We start from the raw sequence: 26,516 nt of genomic DNA, 5'->3' as shown, positions 1-26,516 counted from the left end.
CGCGTTCGGGGCAGTTCACGAGGCGTCGAATCCGATCCGAGCGGGGGCTCGACGGGTGATTTCGGTCGAAATTCACCGCGCGCGGACGGCGCGCGAACGTCGGATCGGGCCGCGCGAACGCCCGATCGGTTCGGACGAACGGCGCGTCCGATGGCGGGAACGTCGGGTCGGGTCGAGTCGAGCGAGTCCCGGGGGTCTACTCGCCGGGCGAGAGCTCGACGGTGGTGTCGCCGGAGAGAGTGACCGTCTGGGTGACCTCGGTGCCGTCGACCGTGGCGGTGACCTCGTACTCGCCGTCGAACCCGGTCGTCGAGAACGTCCCGTCGCCGTCGGTATCGCCGTCGGTGTCGGTCCACCACTCGTCGAACACCAGGCTGCGGTACTCGCCGAGCGGCGCTTTCTCGGCCCAGCTCGCGGTGAAGAAGGGCGCGTCGCCCTGCCAGTGGTTGGCGTCGTTGATACCCCAGACGAGGAACTCCTCGACGGCGGGGTGGCTGAAGACGGTCTTGAGGAACCGCCGGAAGAAATCGCTCTTGTTCGACTCGTTCCAGCCCTCGTCGGCCATGTCGAACTCCGTGATCCGCAGCGACACGTCGTGCTGGGCGTACCGGTCCAGCCCGTCCATTATCTCCCCGGGCGTGAGCGTCTCGTCCTGGCTGAAGTGACACTCCATGCCGACGGCGTCCAGACCGGCCTCCGAGTCGGCGAGGAACTGGACCTGCCGCTCGTAGCGCGCCCGGTCCTCCTCGTAGGGGCCGGCGAGGACGTTGAAGTCGTTGATCGCCAGCGGCATCCCCTCGGGCGCGGCGTCGCGGGCGGCCGCGAACCACTCCCGCAGGATCGGCGCCTCGACGGGGTCCACGTCTTCGAGCGAGGCGTCGTCGGTCGCCGCGACGCCGTTGACCGCCTGGACGAACCCGGGCGAGTGCATGACCTCGTTGACGACCTCCCACTCGAGGATGTCATCGCCGTAGTAGTCGACGATGTCGGAAACGTGGCTCAGCGTCTGCTCGCGGACGTACTCGGGGTCGAGGTCGGTCTCGGTGACGCCGCCCTCCTCCCACGTCCGACCCATCGCCTCGACGATGTCCGGCGGGACGGCGAAAGAGGACACGTCGGCGTAGAGGCAGACGTGGCCGCGCACGTCGAGGCCCTCGCCGAGGAGCCACTGGGTCACGCCGTCGGAGATGTGTTTCTCCTGCTCCCAGAAGCGCCACTTGTGGTGGTTGGTCAGCGTCGCGGTGTTGAACAGCTCCGAGATGTACTCCCGGTACGGATCGCCCTGGCTCGTCTCGTTGAGGAGGTAAGCTCCGTCGACGCCGGCGCCGAAGCCGAAGTCGTGTTCCTGCATGGTCACGTCGACCGAGGCGGCCTCGACGGGCTGGCCGTCGGCGTCGGTCACCTCGACGGTCAGCTCGCTCGTGCGGTGTTCGGCGATGCGCTCGTCGGCCGCGGCCTCCCAGTCGCCGTCGGCGCCGTCGTCGCTACTCGGCTGGCTCGCCGGGCCGCTGGGGAGGTTGCTGACGGAGATGTTCTGGTCGAAGTCGATCAGCGCGACGCCGCCGATGTCGACGGTCTGGGGACCGAACCCGAGGAACAGCTCGGTCCACCAGGTGCCGGCCTCGGCGTCGTAGTCGAACTGTATCGGGACGTAGTAGCGGATCCACTCGTCGGCGGGTTCGGCCTGCTGGACCCCGCGAACCATGTTCGTGCTCGAGTTGTCCTCGTCCTTGGCGACGAACTGCAGCGTCGGCGTGGATTCGCTCTCCTCGGGGCCCCGGAGGTAGAACACGCCCAGGAGCACGTCGCCGCTCTCGACCGCGCGGTCCTCGACGGTCCCCTTCAGCGTCACGTTCCAGGGGTTCTCGGTCGACTCCTCGACGGTCACTCGCCGGGCCGAGGCGAACGGCTGGTCGTCGCCGACCGACAGCGGTTCGATCGTCCCGATGTTCGACTGCACCGCAAACGCCGACATCGCCGCCGCCTCGCTGGTGCCGTAGCAGAACTCCCCGCCCGGCAGGCCCTGGTCCCCGAGCGTCGACGCGAGTTCCCCGTAGTAGGGGTCCCGCACCGTCGGCCACCCCGGCGGCACGTCCGCCGGCGTCCCGTCCGGATGGGGCGTTCCCGTCGGCGTCGGCTCCGGCGTCTCGGTATCCGTCGGCGTCGAATCGCCACCGCCGATCGACGAACATCCCGCGATTCCGGCCGCAGCGAGCGTCCCCAGCAGCGAGCGGCGCGCGAACGCGCCGTTCTCGTCGTCGTTCCCGTCGTCCGGCCCGTCGTTGGATCCTGGCATGTATCTGGCTCATACCAGACCGATACCTGTTGAAAAACGTTTGTTTTCGAGCCAGGTATTGCGAATAGCTACCAACGATCACGACAGAATGCGGCGGACGTAAACGATTCTCACGGTCGGTCCGACCGCACGACTACTCCCCGGCCGAGAGTTCGACCGTGGCGCCGTCGTCGGAGAGGGTGACCGTCTCGGTGACCTCGGTGCCGTCGACGGTCGCGGTGACCTCGTACTCGCCGTCGAACCCGNGGGTGACCGTCTCGGTGACCTCGGTGCCGTCGACGGTCGCGGTGACCTCGTACTCGCCGTCGAACCCGGTCGTCGCGAACGTCCCGTCGTCGGTGGTCGCTCCCGTCTCCTCGGTCCACCACTCGTCGAACACCAGGCTGCGGTACTGCTCGAGGGCGGGCTTCTCTTCCCAGCCCTCGGCGAAGAAGGGCGCGTCGTCGCGCCAGTGATTGGGGCTGTAGATGCCCCAGACGAGGAAGTCGTCGACCGCGGGGTGGCTGAACGCGACCTTCAGGAACTGCCGGAAGAAGACGGCCTTGTCTTCCTCGGCCCAGGTCTCGTCGGCCATGTCGAACTCCGTGATCCGCAGGCGTACGCCCGTCTCGGCGTACCTGTCGAGCCCGGCTTTCACCTGTTCGGGCGACAGCGACGACCCCTGGTTGAAGTGGCACTGGAGCCCGGCGAAGTCCAGTCCCCCCTCGGCGTCGGCGAGGAACTCGATCTGCCGTTCGTAGTCGTCGCGGGTCGACTCGTACGGTCCCGAGAGCGTGTTGTAGTCGTTGACCCCCAGCGGCGTCCCCTCGGGGGCGGCCTCGCGGGCGGCCGCGTACCACTCCGCCAGGATGGGGGCCTCGACCGGGTCCACGCCGTCCAGGGAGGTGTCCTCGGTGGCGGCCACGCCGTTGACGGCCTCGATCAGCCCCGGCTTGTGGACGATCTCGTTGGCGACCTCCCACTCGGTGATCCGGTCGCCGTAGTAGTCGATGATCGCGGGGACGTGCTCCAGCGTCCGCTCGCGGACGTACTCGGGGTCGAGGTCGGGGTCGGTGACGCCGTTGTCCTCCCACTCGACCCCCATCGCCCGCACCACGTCGGGCGGGACGGACCACGCGGACACGTCGGACCACAGGCAGACGTGCCCGCGGATGTCCAGCCCCCGGCCCTCGAGCCAGTCGGTCGCCGCGTCGGACAGCTCCCGGTTCTCCTCCCAGAAGCGCCACTTGTGGTGGTTGCCCAGTACCGCGAGGTTGAACAGGTCGGTGACGTGTTCGCGGTAGGTGTCGGCGTCGTCGGACTCCTCGGTCAGGAAGCCGGCGCTGACCGCGGTGCCGAAGCCGAAGTCGTGTTCCCGCATGGCGACCTCGACCTCGGCGTCGGCCACCGCCTCGCCGTCGGCGTCGGTCACCTCGACGGTCAGATCGCTCGTGCGGTGTTCGGCGATGCGCTCGTCGGCCGCGGCCTCCCAGTCGCCGGCGGCGGTCCCACCGTCGTCCGCCCCGCCGCCCGACTCCTCGGCGGGGCCGCTGGGGAGGTCCTCGACCGCGACCTGCTGATCGAAGTCGACGAGCGCGACGCCGCCGACATCGACGGTCTGGGGTCCGTATCCGAGGAACAGCTCGGTCCGCCAGGTCCCGGCCTCGGCGTCGTAGTCGAACTGGACCGGGACGTAGTAGCGAGTCCACTCGGCGGGCGGCTGGACCTCCGGCGTCGAGCGCACCATGTTCGTGCTGAGGTTGTCCTCGTCCTTGGCGACGAACTGGACGGTCGGCTCCGACTCGCTCGACTCCGGGCCGCGAAGGGCGGCGACCGCCAGCAGCACGTCGCCGCTCTCGACCGCGGTGTCGGTCGCGGTCCCCATCATCGTCACGTCCCAGGCGTTCTCGGTCTCCTCGGTAACTTCGACGCGAACGGCCGAGCCGAACGGCTGGTCGTCACCGACTTCGATCTCGGCGGTTTCGGCCGCCTCCGACGCGACGCCGAAGGCGGCCAGCGCACCCGCTTCGTGGTTCGCGTAGACGAACTCGCCGGCGGGGAGCCCCATCTCGCCACCTAGCGCGCTCGCGAGGGTCCCGTAGTAGGGGTCCCGCGTCTCGGGCCAGCCCGGGGGGACGGCCGCGGGCGTCCCCGACGGTGTCGCCGGGGCGCCCCCGACCTCGGCGCCACCATCCGGCGCCTCCGTCACCGGATTCTCGCCGCCGCTGGGACACCCCGCCAGTCCCGCCGCGGCGAGCGCGCCCAGCAGCGACCGCCGACCGAGCGCCGGATCGGTACCCCTCTCGGAATCGCGTTTGTGATCGTCTGCCATCGACGTGACTCCCACCAGCGCGACGACCGATAAAAGGATTCACATTCGACGACCCCCGTCGGAGCGGCGAGCCCGCGAGGCGGAGAGCCGCCCGATACCGACCGCCTCAGCGGGTCGCGGCGTTACGACCCGGCCGAGAGTTCGACCGTGGCGCCGCCGTCGGAGAGGGTGACCGTCTCGGTGACCTCGGTGCCGTCGACGGTCGCGGTGACCTCGTACTCGCCGTCGAACCCGGTCGTCGAGAACGCGCCCGACTCGTCGGTGGTGCCGGACTCCTCGGTCCACCACTCGTCGTAGACGAGGCCGGTCCACACGTCGTAGGCTGGTTTCTCCGACCAATCTTCGTAAAACAGCGGCGCCTCGTCCTCCCAGTGGCGGCCGTCCCAGAAGCCCCACATGATGAAGTCCTCCACGTCGGGGTGGGAGAAGGAGCCTCGGAGGTAGTTCTCCAGTGCCTGCGCGCGCTCGTCGTCGTCCTCCCAGTCGTCGCCGGCGTAGGTGTCGAACTCGGTGATCTTCACGCTCGCCCCGTAGCCGGCCCACTTGTCGATCTCCTCGGCGACGCGGCTCGCGCTGACCCGTTCGTCCGGGTTGGAGTTGCTGTTGAACTCGCCGGTGCGGGCGCCCACGTGAGCCTGCAGCCCGACGGTGTCGAGCTGGACGGCGTTGTCGTTGAGGTGTTCGATCTGGGACTGGTAGCGCCCGTCCGTGTAGCTGTAGCCGAACTGGTTGAAGTCGTTGACTCCCAGCCCGATGTCCAGGCCGTTCTCCAGACGGACCTCGTCGGCCCTGGCGTACCACTCGGCCAGAAGCGGCGACCGCCAGGGGACGACTTCGCCGTTCCACGGTTCCGCCTGGTCGATATCGTCGCCGTAGACGCCGAGCTGGAGCTGGTAGGCGTGCATCGCCTCGTTGACGACCTCCCACTCGGTCACGTCGTCGCCGAAGTGCGTGATGACGTCCTCGATATGGGCCATCGAGCGCTCGCGGATCGTCTCGGCGTCGCGCTCCTCGACCGCGGTGAGGACGTCCGAGGGGATGGCGCCCACGTCGGACCGTCCCCAGATACAGACGTGTCCGCGCACGTCGAGGCCCTGTTCGAGCAGCCAGTCGACGGCCGCGTCGGCCAGTTCGGGATCCGACTCCCAGAATCGCCACTTCATCTGGTTCTCGATCACGGCCTTGTTGAACAGTTCCGGAATGTACTCGCGGTACTCGTCGCCCTCGCTCGACTCCTCGATCAGCGTCCCCGCGTTGACCGCGGTGCCGAAGCCGAACTCGTGGGCCTGCATCGCGACCTCGACGTCGGCGTCGGCGACGGGCTCGCCCGACCCGTCGGTTACCTCGACCGTCAGCTCGCTCGTCCGGTGTTCGCGAATGCGGCGGTCGACGGCCGGGTCCGGCTCGGTCGGAGTCTCCGTCCCCGTCTCGGTCTCGGTCGCCGCGGTCGTCGCGTCGGTGCCGTCGTCGGGGGCTGGCGTCGCCGTCCCCGTCGCGGCGTCGTCTCCCTCGTCGGTCGCCGTGTCAGCGCTCTTGCCGCTCGGACAGCCCGCGAGCCCCGCGGCCGCGAGCGCACCGAGCAGCGGCCGTCGACCGACCGACCGCGTCTCGTCGCCCGAACCGGATGTGTCCTCAGGTGGCATACGCGTAAATCCTCCAAGGGGAATTGCTGTCAAAAGCCTTCGGTGTCGCTGCGAACGCCACCGCGGAGCCGTCGGCGTGTCGGTAGTCGCTTCGCATCCGCGCTCACTCCCCGTCGGTGACGGCTCCTCGCGGGAGGTCCTCGACCTTCACCGACCGGTCGAAGTCGACGAGCGCGATGCCGCCCACGTCGGTCGTCTGCACGCCGAAGCCGTGGAATAGCTCCCACCACCAGGTGCCCGCCTCGGAGTCGTAGCCCCACTGCATCGGCACGTAGTAGCGGGTCCACTCAGTCGGCGGCGTGATCGTCGCCTGCGTCGTGATGTTGTTCGTACTCTGGTTGTCCTGGTCTTTCGCGACGAACTGGACCGTCGAGTCAGTCGGACTCGACACCGGAGTTCGCAGATGGACGACGCCGAGCAACACGTCCCCCTCCGCCACCGACCGGTTGTTGACCGTCCCGTTCATCGTCACGCTCCACGGGTTGTCCGGCTCCTCGGTCACCTCGACGCGGCGCGCCGCCGAGAAGGACCGGTCGTCGGTCACCGAGACCGACGAAGTCTGGGCGATATCCGACCAGACCTGGAACGTCGACAGCGCGCCCGCCTCGTCGTCGGCATAGACGAACTCCCCGGGCGGCAGTCCCATCGCCGCGAGGTCGTCCTGAAGCGCGCTGTAGTAGGGGTCCTCGACCGACGGCCACTCGGCGCCCGCCTCGGTCGCTGGCGCGGCGGTAGCCGTCGAGGAGTCGTCGTCGGGCGTCTCGATCGCGGTCCGTCCTCCTGAGTCGGCAGTCGTCGGTGTCGGCGCCGGCGTCTGCGTCGGCTCCGGCGTCTCCGTCGGCTCCGGACCGCCGTCGGGTCCCACGGTCTGGAACCCGCTCCCGGACGGCTCCTCGCTCGTTCCGTCGCTCCCGAGACCGAGACAGCCCGCTACCCCCGCGACCCCCAGCGACCCGAGCAGCGCACGACGCGTCGTCGCGGGGGGGTCGTCGCGTCCGAGTTCGTCTTCCGTCTCCTCGTTCATATGCGTAGGTATCGGCGTATTCGTACCAAAAGCGTTGGTCCTCGTTTCTCAACGGTGAGAACGAACGTCCGGGAGGACGTAATTACTTCCGAGCCTACATATAAGTGTTGTCGAAAAGACACACAAATTCTTTGTATGTGGTGACGAACGTCTCACGTGCTGTTGCACACATGGATAGCAACGAGACCCGCGAGAGCGGAAGCGACCGGCGGACATTCCTGCAGTCGCTGGCTGCGGCCAGCGCGGCGGGGGTCCTCGGCACAGGCGCGGCATCGGGTGGACAGACAGCGGCGGACGCGTATCACCAGGGGTTGCAGTCGCGGTTGATGGACGAGGAAGGGCTCCCGGAGGGGACGTTCGTCTACAGCGACACGGAGCAGGCCACGCTGGATGCGTTCACCCTCCAGGGCGGTGACCAGGGAACGGAGACGCAGTTCGACGTGGGCGCCGACGGCGTACCGATCACGCTCGGCGACCGCGTCGCGATCGAAGAGGACGCGAGCAACGGCTACTCCTACACGTACAAGTCCAACATCACCGACCGGGAGTTCTCGGAGGGAGACGTGCTGCTCGCGGTGGCGTACATGCGCGGCGCGAACGCGGCCGCCGCCGAGGAGGCCGTCGAGGTCCAGGCGCAGTTCAAGTACCAGTTCACCGACCCCGACGGCGAGACGGGCTACTCGGACTCGTTCATCGAGGGCACCGAGCGGGTCAGCCTGGGCAGCGAGTGGCAGCGCTACTACTTCCCGATCGAAGTGGGCGCCAAGCCCGACGGATCCGAGTTCATCCCGTACGTGGAGTTCTGGACCGGGTTCGGCCAGCAGACCGTCGAGTTCGGCGGCGTCGCCCTGCTCGACTACGGCACGCAGGTCGGCGTCGGCGACCTCCCGACGACCGCCTTCGACTACGAGTACCCCGGTCGCGCCGAGGACGCCGAGTGGCGCTCGGCGGCCCGCGAGCGGATCGACGAACTGCGGAAGACGGACTTCGAGGTCACGGTCCTCGACGCGGACGGCGACCCGGTCCCCGACGCCGACGTGTCCGTCGAGATGCAGGCCCACGAGTACGACTGGGGGTCGGCCATCGCGGTCAACCAGTGGCCCGACGGCTCGGAGACCTACCGCGAACGGTTCCTCGACAACTTCAACAAGGCCGTCCCGGAGAACGGGCTGAAAGTGCCCGCCTGGGAGGGTCGCTACGGCGACGGCCTCGACCAGGACAACACCCGCGCGGCCATCGACTGGATGCTCGAACGGGACATCCCAACCCGCGGGCACGCCCTGGTCTGGTCGACCTACGACTGGATGGGCATCGACGACTCGCTGTCGGCGACGGAGGTAAACGAGGAGGTGAAACGACTCATCCGCGAGCGAGCCGAGGAGTTCGAGGGCGAACTCCCCGAGTGGGACATGCACAACCACCCGCTGTTCTATCCGGAGATCTGGCAGGATATCGGCCAGGAGTACGTCCTCGACTGGTGGGAGACGGCCAACGAGGCCGACCCGTCCTCGCAGATGTACATCAACGAGCTGAACATCATCGCGGGGGACCAGCTCACCGACGACTACTACGACCACATCGGGTGGCTCACCGACAACGACGCCGGCGTCGAGGGGATCGGCTTCATGGCCCACTTCGGCCTGGGGAGTCTCACGCCGCCGACCGAGTTGCTCGACCGGTTCGACCGGTTCGCCGAGTTCGGCGTCCCGCTCCAGCTCACCGAGTTCGACATCCAGATCAACGACCGCTCGAACGAGAACGAGGTCCAGGCCCAGCGGGACTACCTCCGGGACGCCCTGACGGCGGCGTTCAGCCACGAGGCCGTCGAGGGCGTCGTGTCGTGGGGCTTCTGGGAAGACGAGCACTGGCGGCCGACCGGCGCCTACTACGACAGCGACTGGACGCTCCGGCCCCACGGGGAGGAGTACCGCCGGCTGCTGTTCGAGGAGTGGTGGACGGAGGAGTCCGGCACGGCCGACGGCGACGGCGTCTACAGCGGTCGCGGCTTCGAGGGGACCTACGAGGTCGTCGCCCGCGACGGCGAGCGGATCGGCGCCGAGACCGTCGAGTTCACCGACGACGGCGCGTCCGCCGAGGTCCAGATCCGTCCGGGTTCGATCGGCGATATCGACCTGAACGTGGACAGCCACACGCTCGTCGGTGACGACACCGTCGACCTCGGCCTGGCGCTCACGTCCGAGGACGGCTACGACCTGCCGGTTCCCGAGGGGGCGCTGTCCTTCGAGAGCGCCGACAAGGACGTGCTCATGGTCGACGAGGACGGCGTCGTCTCGGTCGCCGGCGAGGGGACCGCGACGGTCACGGTCACGGTGACGGCCTACGGCGACACCGCGGCGGCGAGCGCGCGCTTCGCGGCACGCGAGAGCGCGGATCTGGGCGACCCCGCGCTGTCCGACGACGCCAGCGACCTGTCGGTGGCCGACTCGAACGACAACGTCTTCGCGGCGGGCTACGCCTCGCGCCAGGGCGACGATAGCTTCTTCCAGAAGTCCGAGGGCGGCCAGGCGGGGTCGGTCACCTACCGCGTCCCCGACGGCGTGGCCGCGTTCGAGGTCGACGCCTACGTGAACAACAACGCCACTGATTCGGACCTGGCGTTCGCCGTCTCCAGCGACGGCGAGACCTTCGAGCCCGTCGCGGTCGACCCGACCGTCGTCGAGGCGCCAAACGACTCGAACGGCTACTACGCCTTCTGGACCTACTCGCAGGTCGGGGGGCTGCCCGACGACGCGAGCTACCTCCGGGTCACTATCCCGGAGGGCCCGGAGGGCTACGCGATGGTCGTCGGCGCGGTCGACATCTGGTCGGAGGCCGTCTCGCTCGACGCCGCCGACCCGACCGGTCCGGGGGTCGTGGTCGACGACCTGCAGGCCGGCGCGACCTACGAGGCGCCCCGCGCCGCCGGCGTGACGATCGCCGACGACGAGTCGGGCGTCTCCTCGCAGTCGGTCACGCTCAACGGCGACGCCTTCGACGGCGGGGAGATCGTCTCCCGGGGGCGGAACACCCTCGACGTGTCGGCGACCAACGCCTCGGGAGTGACGACGGCGACCGACTTCAGCTTCGAGGTCACCCGGAGCGACGAGGACCTGATCGCGCGCCTGCAACCCAGCGCGACCCAGGGAACCGTCGGCGAGCGGCTGACGTTCCAGGTGATCGACACCAGCGGGTCGGGCGCCCACATCGACGAGCTGGAGTGGACGTTCGACGACGGCACGACCGCCAGCGGCTACTGGAACGCCCATCGCTACGAGGAGCCGGGAATCTACACGGTCGAGTTGACCGCCACGAACAGCGAGGGCGAGACCACGACCGACGAACTCACCGTCTGGATCGCCGAGTTGGAGGGCGTCCTCGCCGAGGCGAAACCGAGCGCCACCGAGGCGGGCGTCGACGAGCGGCTGACCTTCGCCGTCGAGGACCTGTCGGGGCAGAACCGCTGGATCACCGACTTGCAGTGGGAGTTCGGCGACGGCGAGAGCGCCGAGGGCTGGTGGACCGAACACCGCTACGACTCGGCCGGCACCTACACCGTCTCGCTGACCGCGACGGACAACCTCGGTTACTCGACCACCGACGAGGTCGAGATAACCGTCTCCTGACCGGCGGCGTCCGCCCTTGCCCGTCTTTTCGAAGGCGGTCGTCAGCGTTTTAATAGCCGCCGCGGATCGGAGTAGCGTATGCAACCGGATTACGACGACTGCTGGCTCCGGTACGACGAGGTTCCCGACGGGGACCTTCGCGAGTCGTACCGGCGACTCTGCACCCACGCGTACGTCGCCGAGGAGTCGCGCGAACTCGGGGCCGTCCGCGAGGAACTGCGGCGCGGCCTCGGCGGGATGCTCGGCCGGGACCCGCACCTCTGGCAACACCCGCCTCGCACCGTCGACGGCTTCCTCGCCGTCGGCACGCCCGGGGATATGGACGTAGTGGCCCAGGCCGTCGACGAGGACGAGATCGCCGACCTCGACGAGGGCGGCTACGTCATCACGACCAGCGAGTGGGAGGGCATCGACACGCTCGTCGTCACAGCCTCCTCGGACAGCGGGCTCGTCTACGGCACCTTCCACCTCCTGCGACTGATGGCCGCCCGCGAACCCGTCGCGGACGTCGATATCGTCGAAGAACCGGCCTCGCCGGACCGGCTGATCAACCACTGGGACAACCCCTTCCGCGGGTCGATGGAACGGGGCTACGCCGGCCAGTCTATCTTCGACTTCGAGCGTCTGCCGGACTTGCGCGAGCGCTACCGCGACTACGCGCGCCTACTCGCCTCCGTCGGGATCAACGGGGTCATCCTCAACAACGTCAACACGCAGATCCCCGGCCGCGAGGAAGGCAACGAGGCGATGGAGGAGCTGGAGGGGTGGCGTCTGCTCGAAACCAGGTATCTGGAGAAGCTCACCGGACTGGCCTCGCTGTTCCGCCGCTACGGCATCCAGACCTACCTCTCGGTCAACTTCGGTGCGCCCGAGAAGGTCGGCGATCTGGACACCTCCGACCCCAACGACTCCGAAGTCGAGCAGTGGTGGGCCCAGAAGGCCGACGAGGTGTACGACCTGATCCCGGACTTCGGCGGGTTCCTCGTCAAGGCCGACTCGGAGGGCCAGCCCGGCCCGTACAACTACGACGCCGACCACGTCGACGGCGCGAACGTCCTCGCGCGGGCGCTCGAACCCCACGGCGGCCGCGTCTGGTGGCGCGCGTTCGTCTACGGGTCGCACAAGGACCGAGCCGTCCAGCAGTACGACACCTTCGAACCCCTCGACGGCGAGTTCCACGACAACGTCACCGTCCAGGTCAAGAACGGCCCGATCGACTTCCAGCCGCGCGAGCCCATCTCGCCCGTCTTCGGCCAGATGCCCGAGACCGATCTGGGACTCGAGCTCCAGATCACCGGCGAGTACACCGGTCAGCACGTCCACGCCTGCTACCACGTCCCGATGTGGAAGGAAGTCCTGGAGTTCGACACCGACCCCGAGGGCCACGGCAAACGAGTCAAGGATCTCTTTACCGACGAGGGCACCGGCATGGCTGGCGTCGGCGGTCCCGGCGAGGACAGGAACTGGACCGGTCACTACCTCGCGCAGGCGAACCTCTACGGCTACGCCCGGCTGGCGTGGGACCCCGACCTCACAACGGCGGAGATCACCGACGAGTGGGTCAAACAGACGTTCGGCACCGACCCCGACGTGGTCGAGACGGTCACGGAGATCATGCACGGCACGTGGCCGGCGGTCATCGACTACTCGACCGGCGGGATCGGCCTGATGCACATGATGTACAACGGGAGCGCCTACCTCGAAAATCACTACGACCCCGGCCCCGAGGAGTGGCCCGGCTACACCGGTATCACCGAGGACGGCATCGGCAAGGATCGGAACTCGAAGGGGAACGGCTACGCCCAGCAGTACCCCGAGGCCCTGGCCGAGATGTACGACGACCCCGAGTCCTGCCCCGAGGAGCTGCTCCTCTTCTTCCATCACCTCCCGTGGGACCACGAGCTGGACGACGGCCGCACCGTCGTCCAGACGCTGTACGACAACCTGTACGCCGGGGTCGAGGAGACCCAGCGCCTGCGCGACGAGTGGCGCACGCTCGAAGGCGAGATCGACGACGAGCGCTGGCGCCACGTCGCCGAACGGTTCGACGAGCAGGTCGAACACGCGGGCGTCTGGCGCGACCGGCTGAGCGAGTACTTCTACGAACACGCCGAGATCCCCGACGAGCAGGGTCGGGTCCCGACTGACGACTGAGCGGCGAAGCGCTCGCTCGGCCGTCGGCGTTTTTCGTTCGTCGAAAGAAGAGAGTCGGTGTGTGGAGGACGTACCGGGGTGAGAGGCGCCAGTCAGGAGATCTGGACGGTCACCTCGTCGGTGGTCGTGGTGCCTTCGTTGTTGGTCGCGTCGAGCTCGACCGTGTACGAGCCGGCGGAGTCGTAGGTGGTGTCGACGTACCAGCCCGACCCAGTTTCACCGTTACCCAGCGTCCACGACAGCGAGTCGATCCAGTTGCCCGAGCCCGTCGTGTCGGTGACGCGGAACGCGACGCGTTCACCGACAGACGCCGAGGTCGTGTCCGGGTCGATCTCGGCGACCAGGTCGGCGCTCGGCCCGCTGCCGTCGCCGCTCTCTCCGTCGCCCCCGCCATCACCACTGCTGCCGTCGCCACTCCCGTCACTGCCGTCGCTTCCATCACTGCCGTCACCGCCGTCGCTTCCGCTCCCGTCACCGCCGGAGCCCTCGAGTGAGAAGTCGAGGTAGTTCAGGTCCCACCAGCTCTCGTCCATCGAGACGCGGATGACCTGCTGTCCGGCCTCCAGGGAGACCCCCGAGGTCGAGACCGTCTCCCAGGTGTCCCAGCCACCGGTTCCGGGGACGTTCACGGCGCCGGACACGTCCGTCCCGTTGACCTCGACGTGGAACGAGCCACCGCCGGCGTTCGACGCCACGAGCGCGTCCACGGTGTACTCGCCGGACTGTTCGACGTCGACGGTGTACTCGACCCACTCGCCGGATTCGATGTACCCGATCGAGTAGCCCGAGCCCGCCGAGTTCGAGGAGATATCGACGGCTTCGCCGGTCCGGAAGGACGCGCCCTCGTTCTCGGCGGTGTTGTCGCTGTAGGCGACACCGGAGCCGCCCTGGTCGTACTCTTCGGCCTGGATCCGNGACGCGCCCTCGTTCTCGGCGGTGTTGTCGCTGTAGGCGACACCGGAGCCGCCCTGGTCGTACTCTTCGGCCTGGATCCGACCCGGCACGGCGTGGGGCGTCCCGTTGTAGGGCTGCTGGGTGCCACCACCCCCACCGTCACCGCTTCCGTCGTCGCCGCTCCCGCCGTCACCACTTCCGTCGCCCCCACCGTCACCGCTTCCGTCGTCGCCGCTCCCGCCACCGAGGTCAACGTGGTCGAGCATCTCGTTCGCGTAGCGGCGGCCGAGTTCCCGGTAGGCTTCCGTCGTGAAGTGGGCGTAGTCCTGGCCCGCCAGTCCCTCCGCGGAGACGACGTGGGCGTTCTCGATCACGTCGGGCAACTCGTTGACTTCGGAGTTGTGCGAGGCGCAACAGCCGCCCTCGGAGTCGTAGAGCATCTCGCCCGCGAGGAACGGAACCGTCCCGATTCCCAGGTCCGAGCGGAGGTTCTCGACGATGCCCTGTACCTCCGACGTCCACTCCTGCTGGCCGGTGTTCGTCTCGCCCTGGTGGAAGAGGATACCCTTGATCGTCCCGACCTCCTGGGCCTGTTCGGCGAGGTCGAGCAACCACTGGTACCCCCCGTCGAACTGCGAGGGGATGTTGCGGTCGTTTCGGCCGATCGGCGCGCCCTTCTGAAAGAGGGCGATGTCGGCCCCGCTGACGGCCGCGGGGACGAGCCCGACCCCTCTGTCGTCGGGCGTCTCTTCGATCATCGTCTTCGCGAAGGAAGTCCCGGGCCCGAGTCCCTGGCTGCACCGGTTCAGCGGCGGTTCGGCGAGGTACCACTCGCCGTACTCGCGTTCGAGGGTCGGACAGTCCAGATCCGCGAGGAGGTGGATCCGCTCGTTGGTCTCGCGGTCCTGCGCTCCGATCGTTCCCTGGCCCTCCATGTTCGACTGCCCGAACAGGAGATACAGGTCGAGGTTCGACGGGTCCGTCGGCGTGGTCGCCGAGACCTGGTCGGCCAGCCCGGCCACTACTCCACCGGCGCCGAGCGTCGCCCCGGCCTTCAGGACGCCACGCCGGGTGAGCGCTCCCCCGTCGTCGTTCGTTCTCTCGTTGCCGTCGCTCGCCGGTCGGCCATCGTTCGTTCGGCGTTGTCGGTCGTCTGTTCCCCCAGTCGTGTCGTGCGTGTCGTCGGTAGTAGTCATGCTTGGAACTCCCCCCAGCCGACGGCCGTTCGCGCTCTGCCGTCGGCTATCGAAGGTAGGTCGGTCAGCTATCGTAGAATTCGAAGGCGATCGCACGACCGGTCGTACGTGGTCGTGCGAGCATCCGAATTATCTCCGTCAGATTCCACGATAGTGTCGGTTCGGGTCGCGCTTCGAACGCGAGCGGCCGGCCACCGAGGCGGGGCGGCCGGTGACCGTCGTCAGTGCAGGTCCCCTACGAGACTGTGATCGTCACCTCGTCGGTGGTGGTCGTCCCCTCGTTGTTGGTCGCGTCGAGTTGGACGGTGTAGGAGCCGGCGGAGTCGTAGGTGGTGTCGACGTACCAGCCGGTGCCGGTCTCGCCGTTCCCCAGTGTCCACGACAGCGAGGTGATCCAGTTGCCGTCCGCGCTGGTGTCGGTGATGCGGAAGGCGACGCGCTCACCCACCGATGCCGAGGTCGTGTCCGGGTCGATCTCGGCGACCAGGTCGGCGCTGGAATCGCCATCGCCGTCACTACCGTCGCTTCCGTCACTGCCGTCACTGCCGTCGCTACCGTCGCTGCCATCAGTTCCGTCGCTTCCGTCGCCGCCGGAGCCCTCGAGTGAGAAGTCGAGGTAGTTCAGGTCCCACCAGCTCTCGTCCATGGCGACGCGGATCACCTGCTGGCCGGCATCCAGGGAGACCCCCGACGTCGAGACCGTCTCCCAGGTGTCCCAGCCGCCGGTCGCGGGAACGTCGACGGTGCCGGACACGTCCGTCCCGTTCACTTCGACGTGGAACGAGCCGCCGCCGGAGTCGGAAGCGACCAGCGCGTCCACGGTGTAGTCGCCGGCCTGGTCGACGTCGACGGTGTACTCGACCCACTCGCCGGACTCGATGTAGCCGATCGAGTAGCCCGACCCTGCCGAGTTCGAGGAGACGTCGACCGCTTCGTCCGTCCGGAAGGACGCGCCCTCGTTCTCGGCGGTGTTGTCGCTGTAGGCGACACCGGAGCCGCCCTGGTCGTACTCTTCGGCCTGGATCCGNGACGCGCCCTCGTTCTCGGCGGTGTTGTCGCTGTAGGCGACACCGGAGCCGCCCTGGTCGTACTCTTCGGCCTGGATCCGACCCGGCACGGCGTGGGGCGTCCCGCCGTAGGGTTGCTGGGTGCCGTCCGTCCCGTCCCCGTCGTCGGTTCCGTCTCCGGTGCCGTCGCCGGCCACGGTGACGGTCACGGTCGTGGTCCCGTCGGGGTTCGTGACCGCTCGGGAGACGGTCTGGGAATCGGAATCGGTGGACACCGTGATCTCGTGTTCGCCGAGGAAGGCGCTGGTCGCGAAGGCGCCCTCGCCGTCGGTGGTGCCGCTTTCCTCGGTCCACCACTCGCCGTAGACCAGGTCCATCCACACGTCGTAGCTGGGCTTGGTGGACCAGTCGTCGTTGAAGAACGGCGCGTCGTCTTCCCAGTGGCGGCCGTCCCAGAAGCCCCAGACGAGGAACGACTCGACGCCGGGGTGGCTGAAAGTCACGCGGAGGAATCGCTCGAACCAGTCGGCCTTCTCGGACTCGGGCCACCCGGAGCCGGCCTGGTCGTACTCCGTGATCTTCAGCGTGTCCGTCAGCTGGCCGTACTCGTTCAGCGTGGCGAGGATCTGGTCGGTCGACAGCGTCTCGTTCTGCCCGAAGTGACACTGGAGGCCGATCGTCTCCAGGTCGATCCCGTTGTCGAGGAGGTGGTTGATGTGGGTCTGGTATCCCTGCTGGTCACTGCCGTAGTTGCCGGCGATCGCGTTGTAGTCGTTGACCGCGAGCGTGGTCCCGTCGGGCCGTACCTGTTCGGCCCGCTCGTACCAGTCGGCGACGATCTGGGCGGTCTCGGGCGTCGAGGTGAACGGGTCGATGATCGTCGTCGAGTGCTGCACTTCGTTGACGACCTCCCACTCGTGGATGTCACTCCCGTAGTGGTTCACGATCTCGTCGATGTGGGCCATCGACAGCTCGCGAATCGTCGCCGTGTCGCCGTTGTCGATGGCGGTCTGGACGTCGCTCGGCACCGCGTAGTCGACGCCGTAGACGCAGACGTGTCCCCGCAGATCCAGCCCCTGGCCGAGGATCCAGTCGACGGCGTCGTCCGTGAGCTGCGTGTTCTGCTCCCAGAGCGCCCACTTCATCTGGTTCTCGATCACCGCGTTGTTGAACAGCTCCGGGATGTACTCCCGATAGTTGTCGCCGGCGCTCGACTGGTTGATCAGCGTGTCGGCGTGGACCGCGGTGCCCCATCTGAAGTCGTGTGACTGCTGGGTGATGGAGACTTCGGCGCCGGAGACCGCCGAGCCGTCCTCGTTCTCCACGGTGACCTGCAGGTCGCCGGTGCGGTGCTCCTGGATGCGCTGGTCGACCGTCTTGGAGGTGTCGGCCGTCTCGCCGGCGGCGGCGCCGGACGTGGCCGCGCCGGCGCCCCCGGCGAGCATCGCCGCGCCGAGCGTTCGCATCCAGTCCCGGCGGCTCATGCCGAAGCCGTCCGACGCGTCGGCGGGCGCCATGTCGTTCCTGTCGCGTTTCTCGACTCGTCGTTCGGGACCCCCCTCCGCGGGTGCGTCTTCGGCCCGCTGTTCGTCGTCTAACTCTGTCTCGTCCGTCGATGGTGTGTCGTCTGTCATCGTAGTTGATGCCGCAAACTGCGCCGGTCGCATCGATGCTCGCCCCACGAGCGTCGTCGCCGTCGTTCGGGAGACGCTCGATGGGAGAGGATACTGCACGTCGCGCCGCGGCCCGCGGTCGGCGAAGCCGCGGCGGTGGAAGTGAACGCCGTCGGGCGGGCGGGCCCGCTCCCGCGCCCGATCAGGAGATCGTGACCGTCACCTCGTCGGTGGTGGTCGTCCCCTCGTTGTTGGTCGCGTCGAGCGCGACCGTGTAGGTGCCCGCCGAGTCGTAGGTGGTGTCGACGTACCAGCCCGACCCCGTGTCGCCGTTGCCGAGGCTCCAGGACAGCGAGTCGATCCAGTTGCCCGAGCCCGTCGTGTCGGTGACGCGGAACGCGACGCGTTCACCGACCGACGCCGAGGTCGTGTCCGGGTCGATCTCGGCGACCAGGTCGGCGTCGCCGTCACCGCCACCGCTGTCGCCCCCACCATCGTTTCCGCCACCGTCGTTGCCACCGCTGTCGCCGCCGCCGTCGCCTCCGCCCCCGCCACCGCTGGAGCCGTCGAGCGAGAGGTCGAGGTAGTTGAGGTCCCACCAGCTCTCGTCCATGGCGACGCGGACGACCTGTTCGCCCGCATCCAGCGAGACGCCCGAGGTCGAGACCGTCTCCCAGGAGTCCCACCCGCCGGTGGCACCGAAGCTGACGTCGCCGGAGACGTTCTGTCCGTTCACCTCGACGTGGAAGGCGCCGCCGCCGGAGTCCGAGGCGACCAGGGCGTCGAGGGTGTAGTCGCCGGACTGTTCGACGTCGACGGTGTACTCGACCCACTCGCCGGATTCGATGTACCCGATCGAGTAGCCCGAACCGGCCGAGTTCGAGGAGACGTCGACGCCCTCGCCGGTGCGCATCGCACCGCCCTCGTTCTCGGCGGTGTTATCGCTGTAAGCGACGCCCGAACCGCCCTGGTCGTACTCTTCGGCCTGGATCCGACCGGGGATCGCGTGGGGCGTCCCGTTGTAGGGCTGCTGGGTGCCACCACTCCCGCCGTCTCCGCCGCCGCCGGAGCCATCGTCCCCACCACCGCCGCCACCGCCGCCGCTGCCATCGTCCCCACCGCCGCCACCGCCGGCGGTCCCGACGTAGACGTCGGAGCTCCCGGTGGACTGGTAGGCCTCGGTGGCCATGATCTGGTAGTCGTGGCTGCCCATGTCCATGCCGTTGTCGGCCCACGCGTCGAAGTGGTTGCCGGTCGTGATGGTTCCGCTCGTCCGGCCCGACTGCCGGATGCTCCAGTACTGCGTGAACGTCGCCGTCCCCTCGATCGAGGGCTTCTCGACCCGCTCGGAGGTGTAGATGTCGTAGGTGCCGCCGTCGGTGTCGACCGTGCCCTGGAAGGAGTCACCGGGCTGGTATGGACCGTGGTCCTCGATGATGTAGTACTCGACGAGCGGGTCCGTCGTCCACCCGTAGAGGCAGAGGTAGCCGTTGCTTCCCGGATCGAACGTGGACGCCTCGTACTCGACGTTCCGACGCGCGCCGGTCTCCCACCCCAGGCCGCAGACCGTGCTGTTCGTGTCGGTCCAGTCCAGTTCGTAGTTCCCCGTGGTCCCGAGCGTCATCTCGACCGTCCCCTCGGCGTCGGTCCAGAACGAGTAGAAGTGCCCGTCGTGGGTCCCGGTCTGGTTCGACGTGATCGTCTCGCCGTGCGCCGCGGCCGGGCTCGACGCCGCCCCCACACCGAGCCCAGTCGCCACGGAGGCCCCCACTGCCTTCATGTAGTCGCGCCGGTCCATGTCCAGAACGCCGGCGCTGTCTGTCGGTCGCGATTCGCCACTGCCGTCGTCGCCAGTATCGTGTGCCATTGTAACGCACCACCAGCGTTCCTATCCTCGCCCGGTTGTTGTATAAACATTGTCAATTATAACTAACGTTAAAACAAATTCAGGATCGGGACGGCCGATCGCACTCGTCACTTGGTATCGACATGGTCCCGTCCGGTGGCTCACAGCCGTCGGGGCGGAGTCGACCGAAAACGGAAGGAGTGGATGCGAGACCGGGTTTCGGACTGGTCGGATCCCGGCGGATTCAGACCGATTCGAACGTCCAGAGCTGCTGGTCGCCGCCGTTCCAGTCGTACTGCTGGACGTTGGCGCCGTCGCTAGTCGACGAGTTCTCCACCTCGACCGCTTTTTCGCTGTGGACGGGCTGGATGTGGTACTGGCCGCCGCCCTGGTCGTGGATGTGGAACCGCTGGTTGTCGTTGCCGTAGTCCGTGTACTGCTGGACGTTGGCGCCGTTGTCAGTCGACGAGTTGGACACGTCGAGCACCTTGCCGCTGTTGACGTTCTCGATCGTGTACCCGTTGCCCGTGTCGGTGACGTTCCACTGCTGGTTGGAGCCGCCCCAGTAGCTGTACTGCTGGACGTTGGCGCCGTCGTCGGTGGACTCGCCGGTCACGTCCATCCCCTTGCCGCTGTTGACGTTCTGGATGCTGTAGGTGCCGCTGGCGAGCGAGCCGGTGGAACCGCCCGATCCACCGTCCGAGCCGCCATCACCACCACCGCCACCACCACCGCCACCGCCGCCGCTCCCGTCGGCGCCGACCCAGACCTCGGAGGAGCCGCTGCTCTGGTAGCCCTCGGTGGCCATGATCATGTAGTCGTGGTTGCCCATGGGCAGCCCGTTGTTCTCCCAGGCGTCGAAGTGGTTGCCCGTCGTGATGGTCCCCTCCGTTCGGGAGTTCTGTCGGATGCTCCAGTACTGCGTGAACGTCGCCGTCCCCTCGATAGAGGGCTTCTCGACTCGCTCGGAGGTGTAGATTTCGTACGTCGACCCGTTGGTCGTGTGCGTCCCCACGTAGGAGTCGCCCGGCTTGTAGCTGCCGTAGTCCTCGATGATGTAGTACTCGACGAGCGGGTCCGTCGTCCACCCGTACAGACACAGGTAGGAGTTACCGGACGGGCTGTAGTTGGCCGTGTAGTCGACGTCCCGGCGGCCGCCGGTCTCCCAGCCCTTGCCGCAGACGAAGTTGCCCGTGTCGGACCAGTCGACGCTGTAGTTGCCGCCGTCCCCGAGGTTCATCGTGACCGTCCCCTCGGCGTTCGTCCAGAAGGAGTAGTAGTAGCCGCTGTCGGTACCCGTCTGGTTCGACGTGATATCGGCGGCCGCCGGACTCGCCGTCGCGCCGATCCCGATACCGGTCGCCGCGGCGGCGCCCGCCGCCTTCATGAACGCGCGTCGGTCGAAGTTCCCCGATCCGTCGGGTGTCGATTCGCCACTGCCGTTGTCGCCAGTATCGCGTGCCATGTTACCACTGCCGCACTCGCTCCGACACTCGGTAAATACATAAACATTAGCAATTATAATCAACATTAAAATAAAATACAACCAAATTACATGTTATGGATGTAACTACTTCGGCCACGGGTTCGGAAACCGCCGAACCCGACCGGGCGTCGGGAGCGGACGGGCGGGTGTGCACCAGTCCGTCGGTCCGCACACCGCTCCGGAGTTACTCCCGCTGCGGTCGAGCGTCGCGGTTCTTCCCACCCCGTGTCACGGTACCAACCCTCGCAACACGGTGGTGTAGTGTGGCAGTCTTAAATCTTATTTCGAGCAATTATGTTTTCCAATCTTCAATAATACATTGTACCAACGACTAGCTGGTAGAGGGCCGACGGCCGAACGACGAAACGTGACGCGAGCGAGCGGCTACGGGCCGTCGGACAGGCAGCGGAGAGAAGGGGGACGCCGTCCGCTAGGCGTCGAAGGTGTCGGCCTTCGCGAGCACCTCGGAGTCGTCGGTGTTCCAGTCGTCGAGGAACTCGGTCTCGGCGGCGAACAGTTCGCCGAACAGGTCGCGGGACTCGTCGGGAGTCAGCGTCTGAACCTGGTCGTCGATGGAGAAGCCCTGGAAGGCCAGGTCGACGTCACCGGTACGGGCGGCCTCGATGATCGTCTCGATGGTGTCGACGTGGCCCTGGACCATGCTGCGGACGGGTCGGGGGAAGCCGCCGGCGTTGACCGGCTTGACCTGATTGTCCCGGACGACCGCGTTGGTCTCGACGACGGGCCCCTGCTCGATGTCCGAGATCTGCCCGGAGTTGGGCAGGTTGACGTTCGTCACGTACGGGCCGTCGCCGGTCAGGCCTTCGAGGATGTCGAGGAATTCCTCGCCCGAGGACTCCAATTCGAACTCGCGTTCGCCCTCCATCCAGCCCTCGACGTTGGTGGTCTGTTTGGACTCGGCGGGCGTCCAGTGTTTCGCGCGGTAGTCGGCGTCAGTGCGACGGACGCCCCAGTGGTTGAGCGAGTCCTGACCGTCGGCGATGAAGGAAGTGGCGTATTCGATGAGGTGGCGGTCGCCCGCGGCCGGGAGGACGCCGAACCGGCGGAACAGCTCCCAGGTGACCTGCCAGTTGTCGCTGAAGACGCTGTCGTCTTTCAGGTCATCGTAGGTGAACCGTTTGCTCCCGCGCTCGCCGTCTTTCAGCTCGTGCAGCAGCGGCCACAGATCGACGCCCTTGCAGCGGGCCTCGTCGACCCAGGTGAAGTGGTTGATCCCCTTGACGTTGACCTCCACGTCGGCCCGTTCGGCGTCCATGCCCAGTTCCTCCTCGGCGAGCATCGCGAGGTGCCAGCGCGTGCCCAGCACCTCGTGACACAGCCCCAGCGCGTTGATGTCGGGGTACTCGTCGTACAGCGCGCGCGTGACGAAGTGGACGGGGTTGGTGTAGTTGAACACCCAGGCGTCGGGGCAGTTCTCGCGGATCGCCGCGGCGAACCGGCGGAAGACCGGGATCGTCCGCATCGCGCGGAAGATACCCCCGGGACCAATGGTGGCCCCGACGGCCCCGTAGATGCCGTACTCCTTCGGGATGCGCAGGTCGTGGACGAACGTGTCCCTCGGGTCGTACTGCGTCGACAGGATGACCGCGTCCGCACCGTCGAGCGCGTCGTCGAGGTCATCGACGGCCTCGTATGACCACTCGGCGGTGGCGTCGGGGTCGTCCTGAACCCAGTTACCGAACTCGGCGTTGGTCTCGGCGGCGTCCTGGTTGGTGTCGTACAGTCGGACGTGGCCGTCGAACTCCGAGAGCGCGAGGTCCTGGATCAGATTGGGGGCCCACTGGCGGCTGCCACCGCCGATGTAGGCAATCTCCAGGTCGTCCGAGTCTATCGGCTGCTCCGCGTGTGTCGCGTCGGGTGCCATCGCCTGACGGTTCGCACGCCCACGGTTAAGGGCTGGGGTCGCGGAGAGCGCGGCCGACTCGCGAGCGAGCGCACGCGACCCGACCGACCCGAGACTGTGACGCAGGGACCGCTACTCCTCGCCGACCGCGAGGTCGTACGACTCGCCCGCCGACGCCTCGAACGCCATCGTTCCGTCCGAGCGCGAACACGCCACCGGTTCGCCGTCCTCGGTCTCGACGGCGTCGATACCGGCGGCGGCCGAGACCCGACAGGTCCCCTCTCGTCCGGCGTGGATCGTCGCCGCGTCGAGGGTCCCGCCGCTCCACGCGAGGTCGACCTCGAAGCCGCCGCGTGCCCGCAACCCCGAGACGGACCCCTCGGCCCACTCGTCGGGCAGTGCGGGGAGCAGTCGGATCGTCCCGCCGTGGCTCCCGACGAGCGCCTCGGCGATCCCGGCCGTGCCCCCGAAGTTGCCGTCGATCTGGAAGGGTGGATGGGCGTCGAGCAGCGAGTCGTAGGTCGAATCGGCCAGGAGTTTGCGGACGTGTGCGCCCACCCGGTCGCCGTCGCCGAGCCGGGCGAACAGCGCGATCGTCCAGGCACAGGACCAGCCCGTGTGCCCGCCCCCGTTGTCGAGGCGCCGCTCCAGCGAGGCACGGACCGCCGCGTCGACTTCGTCGGGACTCAGCGCGAGGTCGCGAGCACCGCCGCGGTCGCCGCTGGACTCGGCCTCGTGCAGCACGTCCGCCGGGTAGTAGCCGAACAGATGCGAGACGTGGCGGTGGCCCGGGTTCACCTCCTCGTAGTCGCGGAGCCACTCGCGGAGCGCACCGCGGTCGTCGACGCCCATCGGCGGCAGCCGCTCCAGCGCCTCGGCCAGTTCGGCCGCGAAGTCGGCGTCCCGGTCCAGGGTCTCGGCGGCCTCGACGCAGTGGCCGAAGAGGTCGCGAGTGAGCTGGATGTCCATCGCCGGCATCACGCAGGTGGTCGCTTCCTGGCCGTCGGCGGTCCGGAACTGGTTCTCCGGCGAGGCCGACGGCGCGGTGACGAGCCACTCCTCCTCGGGGTGTTCGACGAGGTAGTCCAGCAGGAACTCGGCCGCTTCGCGGAGGATCGGATAGATCCGCTCCAGATCTTCGCGGTCTCCCGAGAAGGCGTAGCGTTCCCAGAGATTCTGACAGAGCCAGGCGGCCCCCATCGGCCAGTGACCCCAGTGGGCGTCGGCCGTCTGGGCGGTCGTGTGCCACCGGTCGCTGTGGAGGTGGGTCGTGAAGCCCTCGCAGCCGTAGCGCTCGCGGGCCGTCTCGCGGCCGGGTTCCCGACTCTCGTCGACGAACTCGACGAGCGGGTCGGCGCACTCCCGGAGATTCGCCACCTCCGCGTGCCAGTAGTTCATCTCCAGATTGACGTCCTGCGTGTAGTCGGAGTCCCACGGCGGGTGGAACTCCTCGTTCCAGATCCCCTGGAGGTTCGCCGGGAGCGTCCCCGGACGGGAGGAGCCGAGGAGGAGATACCGTCCGTACTGGACGTACAACTGCGCGAGGTGGGGGTCCCGCTCGCCGTCGCGCACGCGGTCGAGGCGTTCGTCGACCGGCGCGTCGACCGGTTCCCCGAGGTCGAGGTCGACCCGGTCCATGTGTTCGCGGTGGTCGGCGACGTGGCGCTCGCGGATGGCGGCGTAGTCGTCGTCGGCGACGCCAGCCAGTGCTTCGCGGCACTCGTCGCGGGGGTCGCCGTCCGACGGCGCGACCCCGGCTGTGAGGACCACCGTCACCGCGTCGGCCCCCGCGACGACGATACCGTCGGTTCCGTACGCGGCGCCCTCTCGTTCACCGTCGCCATCACCGATCGACGGCGCGGCCTCGTCGGCTGCGGCCGCGACGATCCCGCCCTCGGCGCGGACCCGCGCTCTCGCCTCGAATCTCTGACCCCAGCCGCCGGGGTCGACCGACTCGTCGTCGCCTGGGAGGTCGATCACCTGTCCGCGGAGGACGACGGTGTCGTCGACGACGGTCGTCCGGGCCGAGCGGTCGCGGTCCAGTCTGACCCGCGCGTCGACGGCTCCCGACTCGTCGGCCTCGATCCGCATCGCGAGCACGCCGTCCGGTTCGCTCGCGAAACACTCGCGCTCGAAGCGCGTTCCACCGACAGTGTATTCGACCCGTGAGACCCCGGCGCGGAGGTCGAGGCTCCGTCGGTACTCGTCGGGGTCGTCGTGGGCCGGACAGTCGATCAGGAGATCGCCCAGCGGCTGGTACGGCGCGACGCCCGTGAGATCGCCGACGAACAACTCGTTACAGAGGCGCTGAGCGCGCTCGAACTCGCCGTCCCACAGGCACTCGCGGACGGCGTCGAGGTCGTCGGGACCGCCGTCGGCGGTCCGGTCGGCGTGGTCGCCGACCCACAGCCGGTCGTCGTTCAGCGCCACGCGCTCGCGGGCGGGACGACCGTGCACCATCCCCCCGAGGCGACCGTTGCCGACCGGGAGCGCCTCGACCCACTCGGTCGCCGGCGCGTCGTACCACAGCCGGTCGTCGTGGGTCGGTCGGCCGTGGGTCGTCGGGTCGCGGGCCGGCGGAAGGGCGGTCTCACCCGACATCCGTCAGTCCAACTCCAGCGTGCCGCGGATCCCCTCGGCCATACTGGTGCCCTCGCTGGTGGCGAAGAACTCCATCCCGACGTAGCCGCCGTAGCCCGCCTCGTCGAGCGCGTCGAAGATGTTGCCGTAGGCCATCTCGCCGCTCCCCGGCTCGGTCCGTCCCGGGTTATCAGCGACGTGGACGTGTCCGACCTGGTCGACGTTCCCCGTGAGATTCCGGATCACGTCGCCCTCGGTGATCTGCTGGTGGTAGGCGTCGAAGAGGACCTTCACGCGGTCGCTTCCCACCGCGCGGACGATGTCGAACGCCTCGCGCGACGATTCGAGGAAGTAGCCAGGGTGGTCGACGACGGTGTTGAGCGGTTCCACGACGACGGTGACGCCGGCGTCCTCGGCGGTGGGGGCCACGTCGCCGAGGACGCGTTCGAGCGCCCGGCGCTGGGTGTCGCGGGCGAACCCGCCCTGGTCTGGTCCCACCGTGACGATCAGGCAGTCGGCACCGACCTCGGCCGCGGCGTCGAGCGACCGCTCGATATCGTCGACGGTCGTCTCGCGGTCGTAGGGGTTGACCGCCGCGGGGGCGTCGCGGTCGTCGATGTTCGACCCCGCGCCGGCGGCGAGGATACCGGCGATCTCGACGCCGTGGTCGTCCGCCGCGGCGCGGACGGCGTTGAGGTCGGCGCTCTCCCAGTCGAAGAACTCGACGGCGTCGACGCCCAGATCGGCGGCCCGTTCGATCCCGTCGGCGACCGTCTCGCCCTCGTCGGCGACGATCCCGGCGTTAGCAGCGAACTCGACCATCAGGCGATCACCGCCTGCGTGCGACCGCCGGCGTCGGGGCGGTCGAGGGACGGTCCCGCGAGTACGGGCTGACTGGTCGATATCGACGACGTGCGAGCGCGGTGCGCGGTGATCTGTGGCATAGCCCGAGCAAGCCTCGGGTGCCCCTTCAATCCAC

Annotated in this window: 14 protein-coding genes; 2 read left to right on the top strand and 12 right to left on the bottom strand. The window is 68.2% G+C overall.

Features of this window, described 5'->3' with window-relative positions:
- Positions 1-196: 196 nt before the first annotated feature.
- The 4 genes from C475_RS12965 to C475_RS12950 form a co-directional block, all read right to left on the bottom strand.
- The gene (locus tag C475_RS12965) at positions 197-2,296 is read right to left on the bottom strand and encodes an endo-1,4-beta-xylanase (protein ID WP_006884296.1); all 2,100 of its coding nucleotides are present in this window, start codon (positions 2,294-2,296) and stop codon (positions 197-199) included.
- Positions 2,297-2,429: 133 nt separating this feature from the next.
- Positions 2,430-3,656 carry an endo-1,4-beta-xylanase gene (locus tag C475_RS25435; RefSeq protein WP_449404417.1) on the bottom strand — a complete coding sequence of 409 codons (1,227 nt, stop codon included), beginning with the start codon at positions 3,654-3,656 and terminating at the stop codon, positions 2,430-2,432.
- A gap of 1,073 nt (positions 3,657-4,729) precedes the next feature.
- Entirely contained in the window at positions 4,730-6,250 is a 1,521-nt protein-coding gene (locus C475_RS12955) for an endo-1,4-beta-xylanase (protein ID WP_006884294.1), read from the bottom strand.
- Positions 6,251-6,353: 103 nt separating this feature from the next.
- Complete coding sequence (locus tag C475_RS12950; RefSeq protein ID WP_006884293.1) at positions 6,354-7,274, bottom strand: hypothetical protein; 921 nt, start codon at positions 7,272-7,274, stop codon at positions 6,354-6,356.
- 170 nt (positions 7,275-7,444) lie between these two features.
- Between C475_RS12950 and C475_RS12945 the strand changes: the two genes are divergently transcribed.
- Positions 7,445-10,897: an endo-1,4-beta-xylanase gene (locus C475_RS12945; RefSeq protein WP_082223308.1), complete on the top strand. Its 3,453-nt coding sequence runs from the start codon at positions 7,445-7,447 to the stop codon at positions 10,895-10,897.
- Between the two features lie 78 nt (positions 10,898-10,975).
- On the top strand, positions 10,976-13,051 hold the full coding sequence (locus C475_RS12940) for an alpha-glucuronidase family glycosyl hydrolase (protein ID WP_006884291.1): 2,076 nt from the start codon (positions 10,976-10,978) through the stop codon (positions 13,049-13,051).
- A gap of 92 nt (positions 13,052-13,143) precedes the next feature.
- Here the strand turns inward: C475_RS12940 and C475_RS22375 are convergent, their stop codons facing one another.
- The 8 genes from C475_RS22375 to C475_RS25160 all read right to left on the bottom strand — a co-directional run bounded on the left by C475_RS22375 (position 13,144) and on the right by C475_RS25160 (position 26,481).
- On the bottom strand, positions 13,144-15,141 hold the full coding sequence (locus C475_RS22375) for a sialate O-acetylesterase (protein WP_006884290.1): 1,998 nt from the start codon (positions 15,139-15,141) through the stop codon (positions 13,144-13,146).
- Positions 15,142-15,376: 235 nt separating this feature from the next.
- Positions 15,377-17,782 carry an endo-1,4-beta-xylanase gene (locus C475_RS12930; protein ID WP_006884289.1) on the bottom strand — a complete coding sequence of 802 codons (2,406 nt, stop codon included), beginning with the start codon at positions 17,780-17,782 and terminating at the stop codon, positions 15,377-15,379.
- A gap of 181 nt (positions 17,783-17,963) precedes the next feature.
- Positions 17,964-19,628 carry a glycoside hydrolase family 11 protein gene (locus C475_RS12925; protein WP_006884288.1) on the bottom strand — a complete coding sequence of 555 codons (1,665 nt, stop codon included), beginning with the start codon at positions 19,626-19,628 and terminating at the stop codon, positions 17,964-17,966.
- A 223-nt stretch (positions 19,629-19,851) separates the two neighbouring features.
- Complete coding sequence (locus C475_RS12920) at positions 19,852-21,072, bottom strand: glycoside hydrolase family 11 protein (RefSeq protein ID WP_006884287.1); 1,221 nt, start codon at positions 21,070-21,072, stop codon at positions 19,852-19,854.
- 451 nt (positions 21,073-21,523) lie between these two features.
- A complete protein-coding gene (locus C475_RS12915) occupies positions 21,524-22,978 on the bottom strand; it encodes a family 4 glycosyl hydrolase (protein WP_006884286.1) in 1,455 nt (484 codons plus the stop codon).
- 111 nt (positions 22,979-23,089) lie between these two features.
- Entirely contained in the window at positions 23,090-25,558 is a 2,469-nt protein-coding gene (locus tag C475_RS12910) for a glycoside hydrolase family 95 protein (protein ID WP_006884285.1), read from the bottom strand.
- A 3-nt stretch (positions 25,559-25,561) separates the two neighbouring features.
- A complete protein-coding gene (locus C475_RS12905) occupies positions 25,562-26,359 on the bottom strand; it encodes a hydroxypyruvate isomerase family protein (RefSeq protein ID WP_006884284.1) in 798 nt (265 codons plus the stop codon).
- Complete coding sequence (locus tag C475_RS25160; RefSeq protein ID WP_268869915.1) at positions 26,359-26,481, bottom strand: hypothetical protein; 123 nt, start codon at positions 26,479-26,481, stop codon at positions 26,359-26,361. Before C475_RS25160 ends, C475_RS12905 begins: the two co-directional genes overlap by 1 nt.
- Positions 26,482-26,516: the final 35 nt, after the last annotated feature.

Source organism: Halosimplex carlsbadense 2-9-1 (genome assembly GCF_000337455.1).
Lineage (GTDB): Archaea > Halobacteriota > Halobacteria > Halobacteriales > Haloarculaceae > Halosimplex > Halosimplex carlsbadense.
This window is presented reverse-complemented; position numbering and strand designations above follow the sequence as displayed.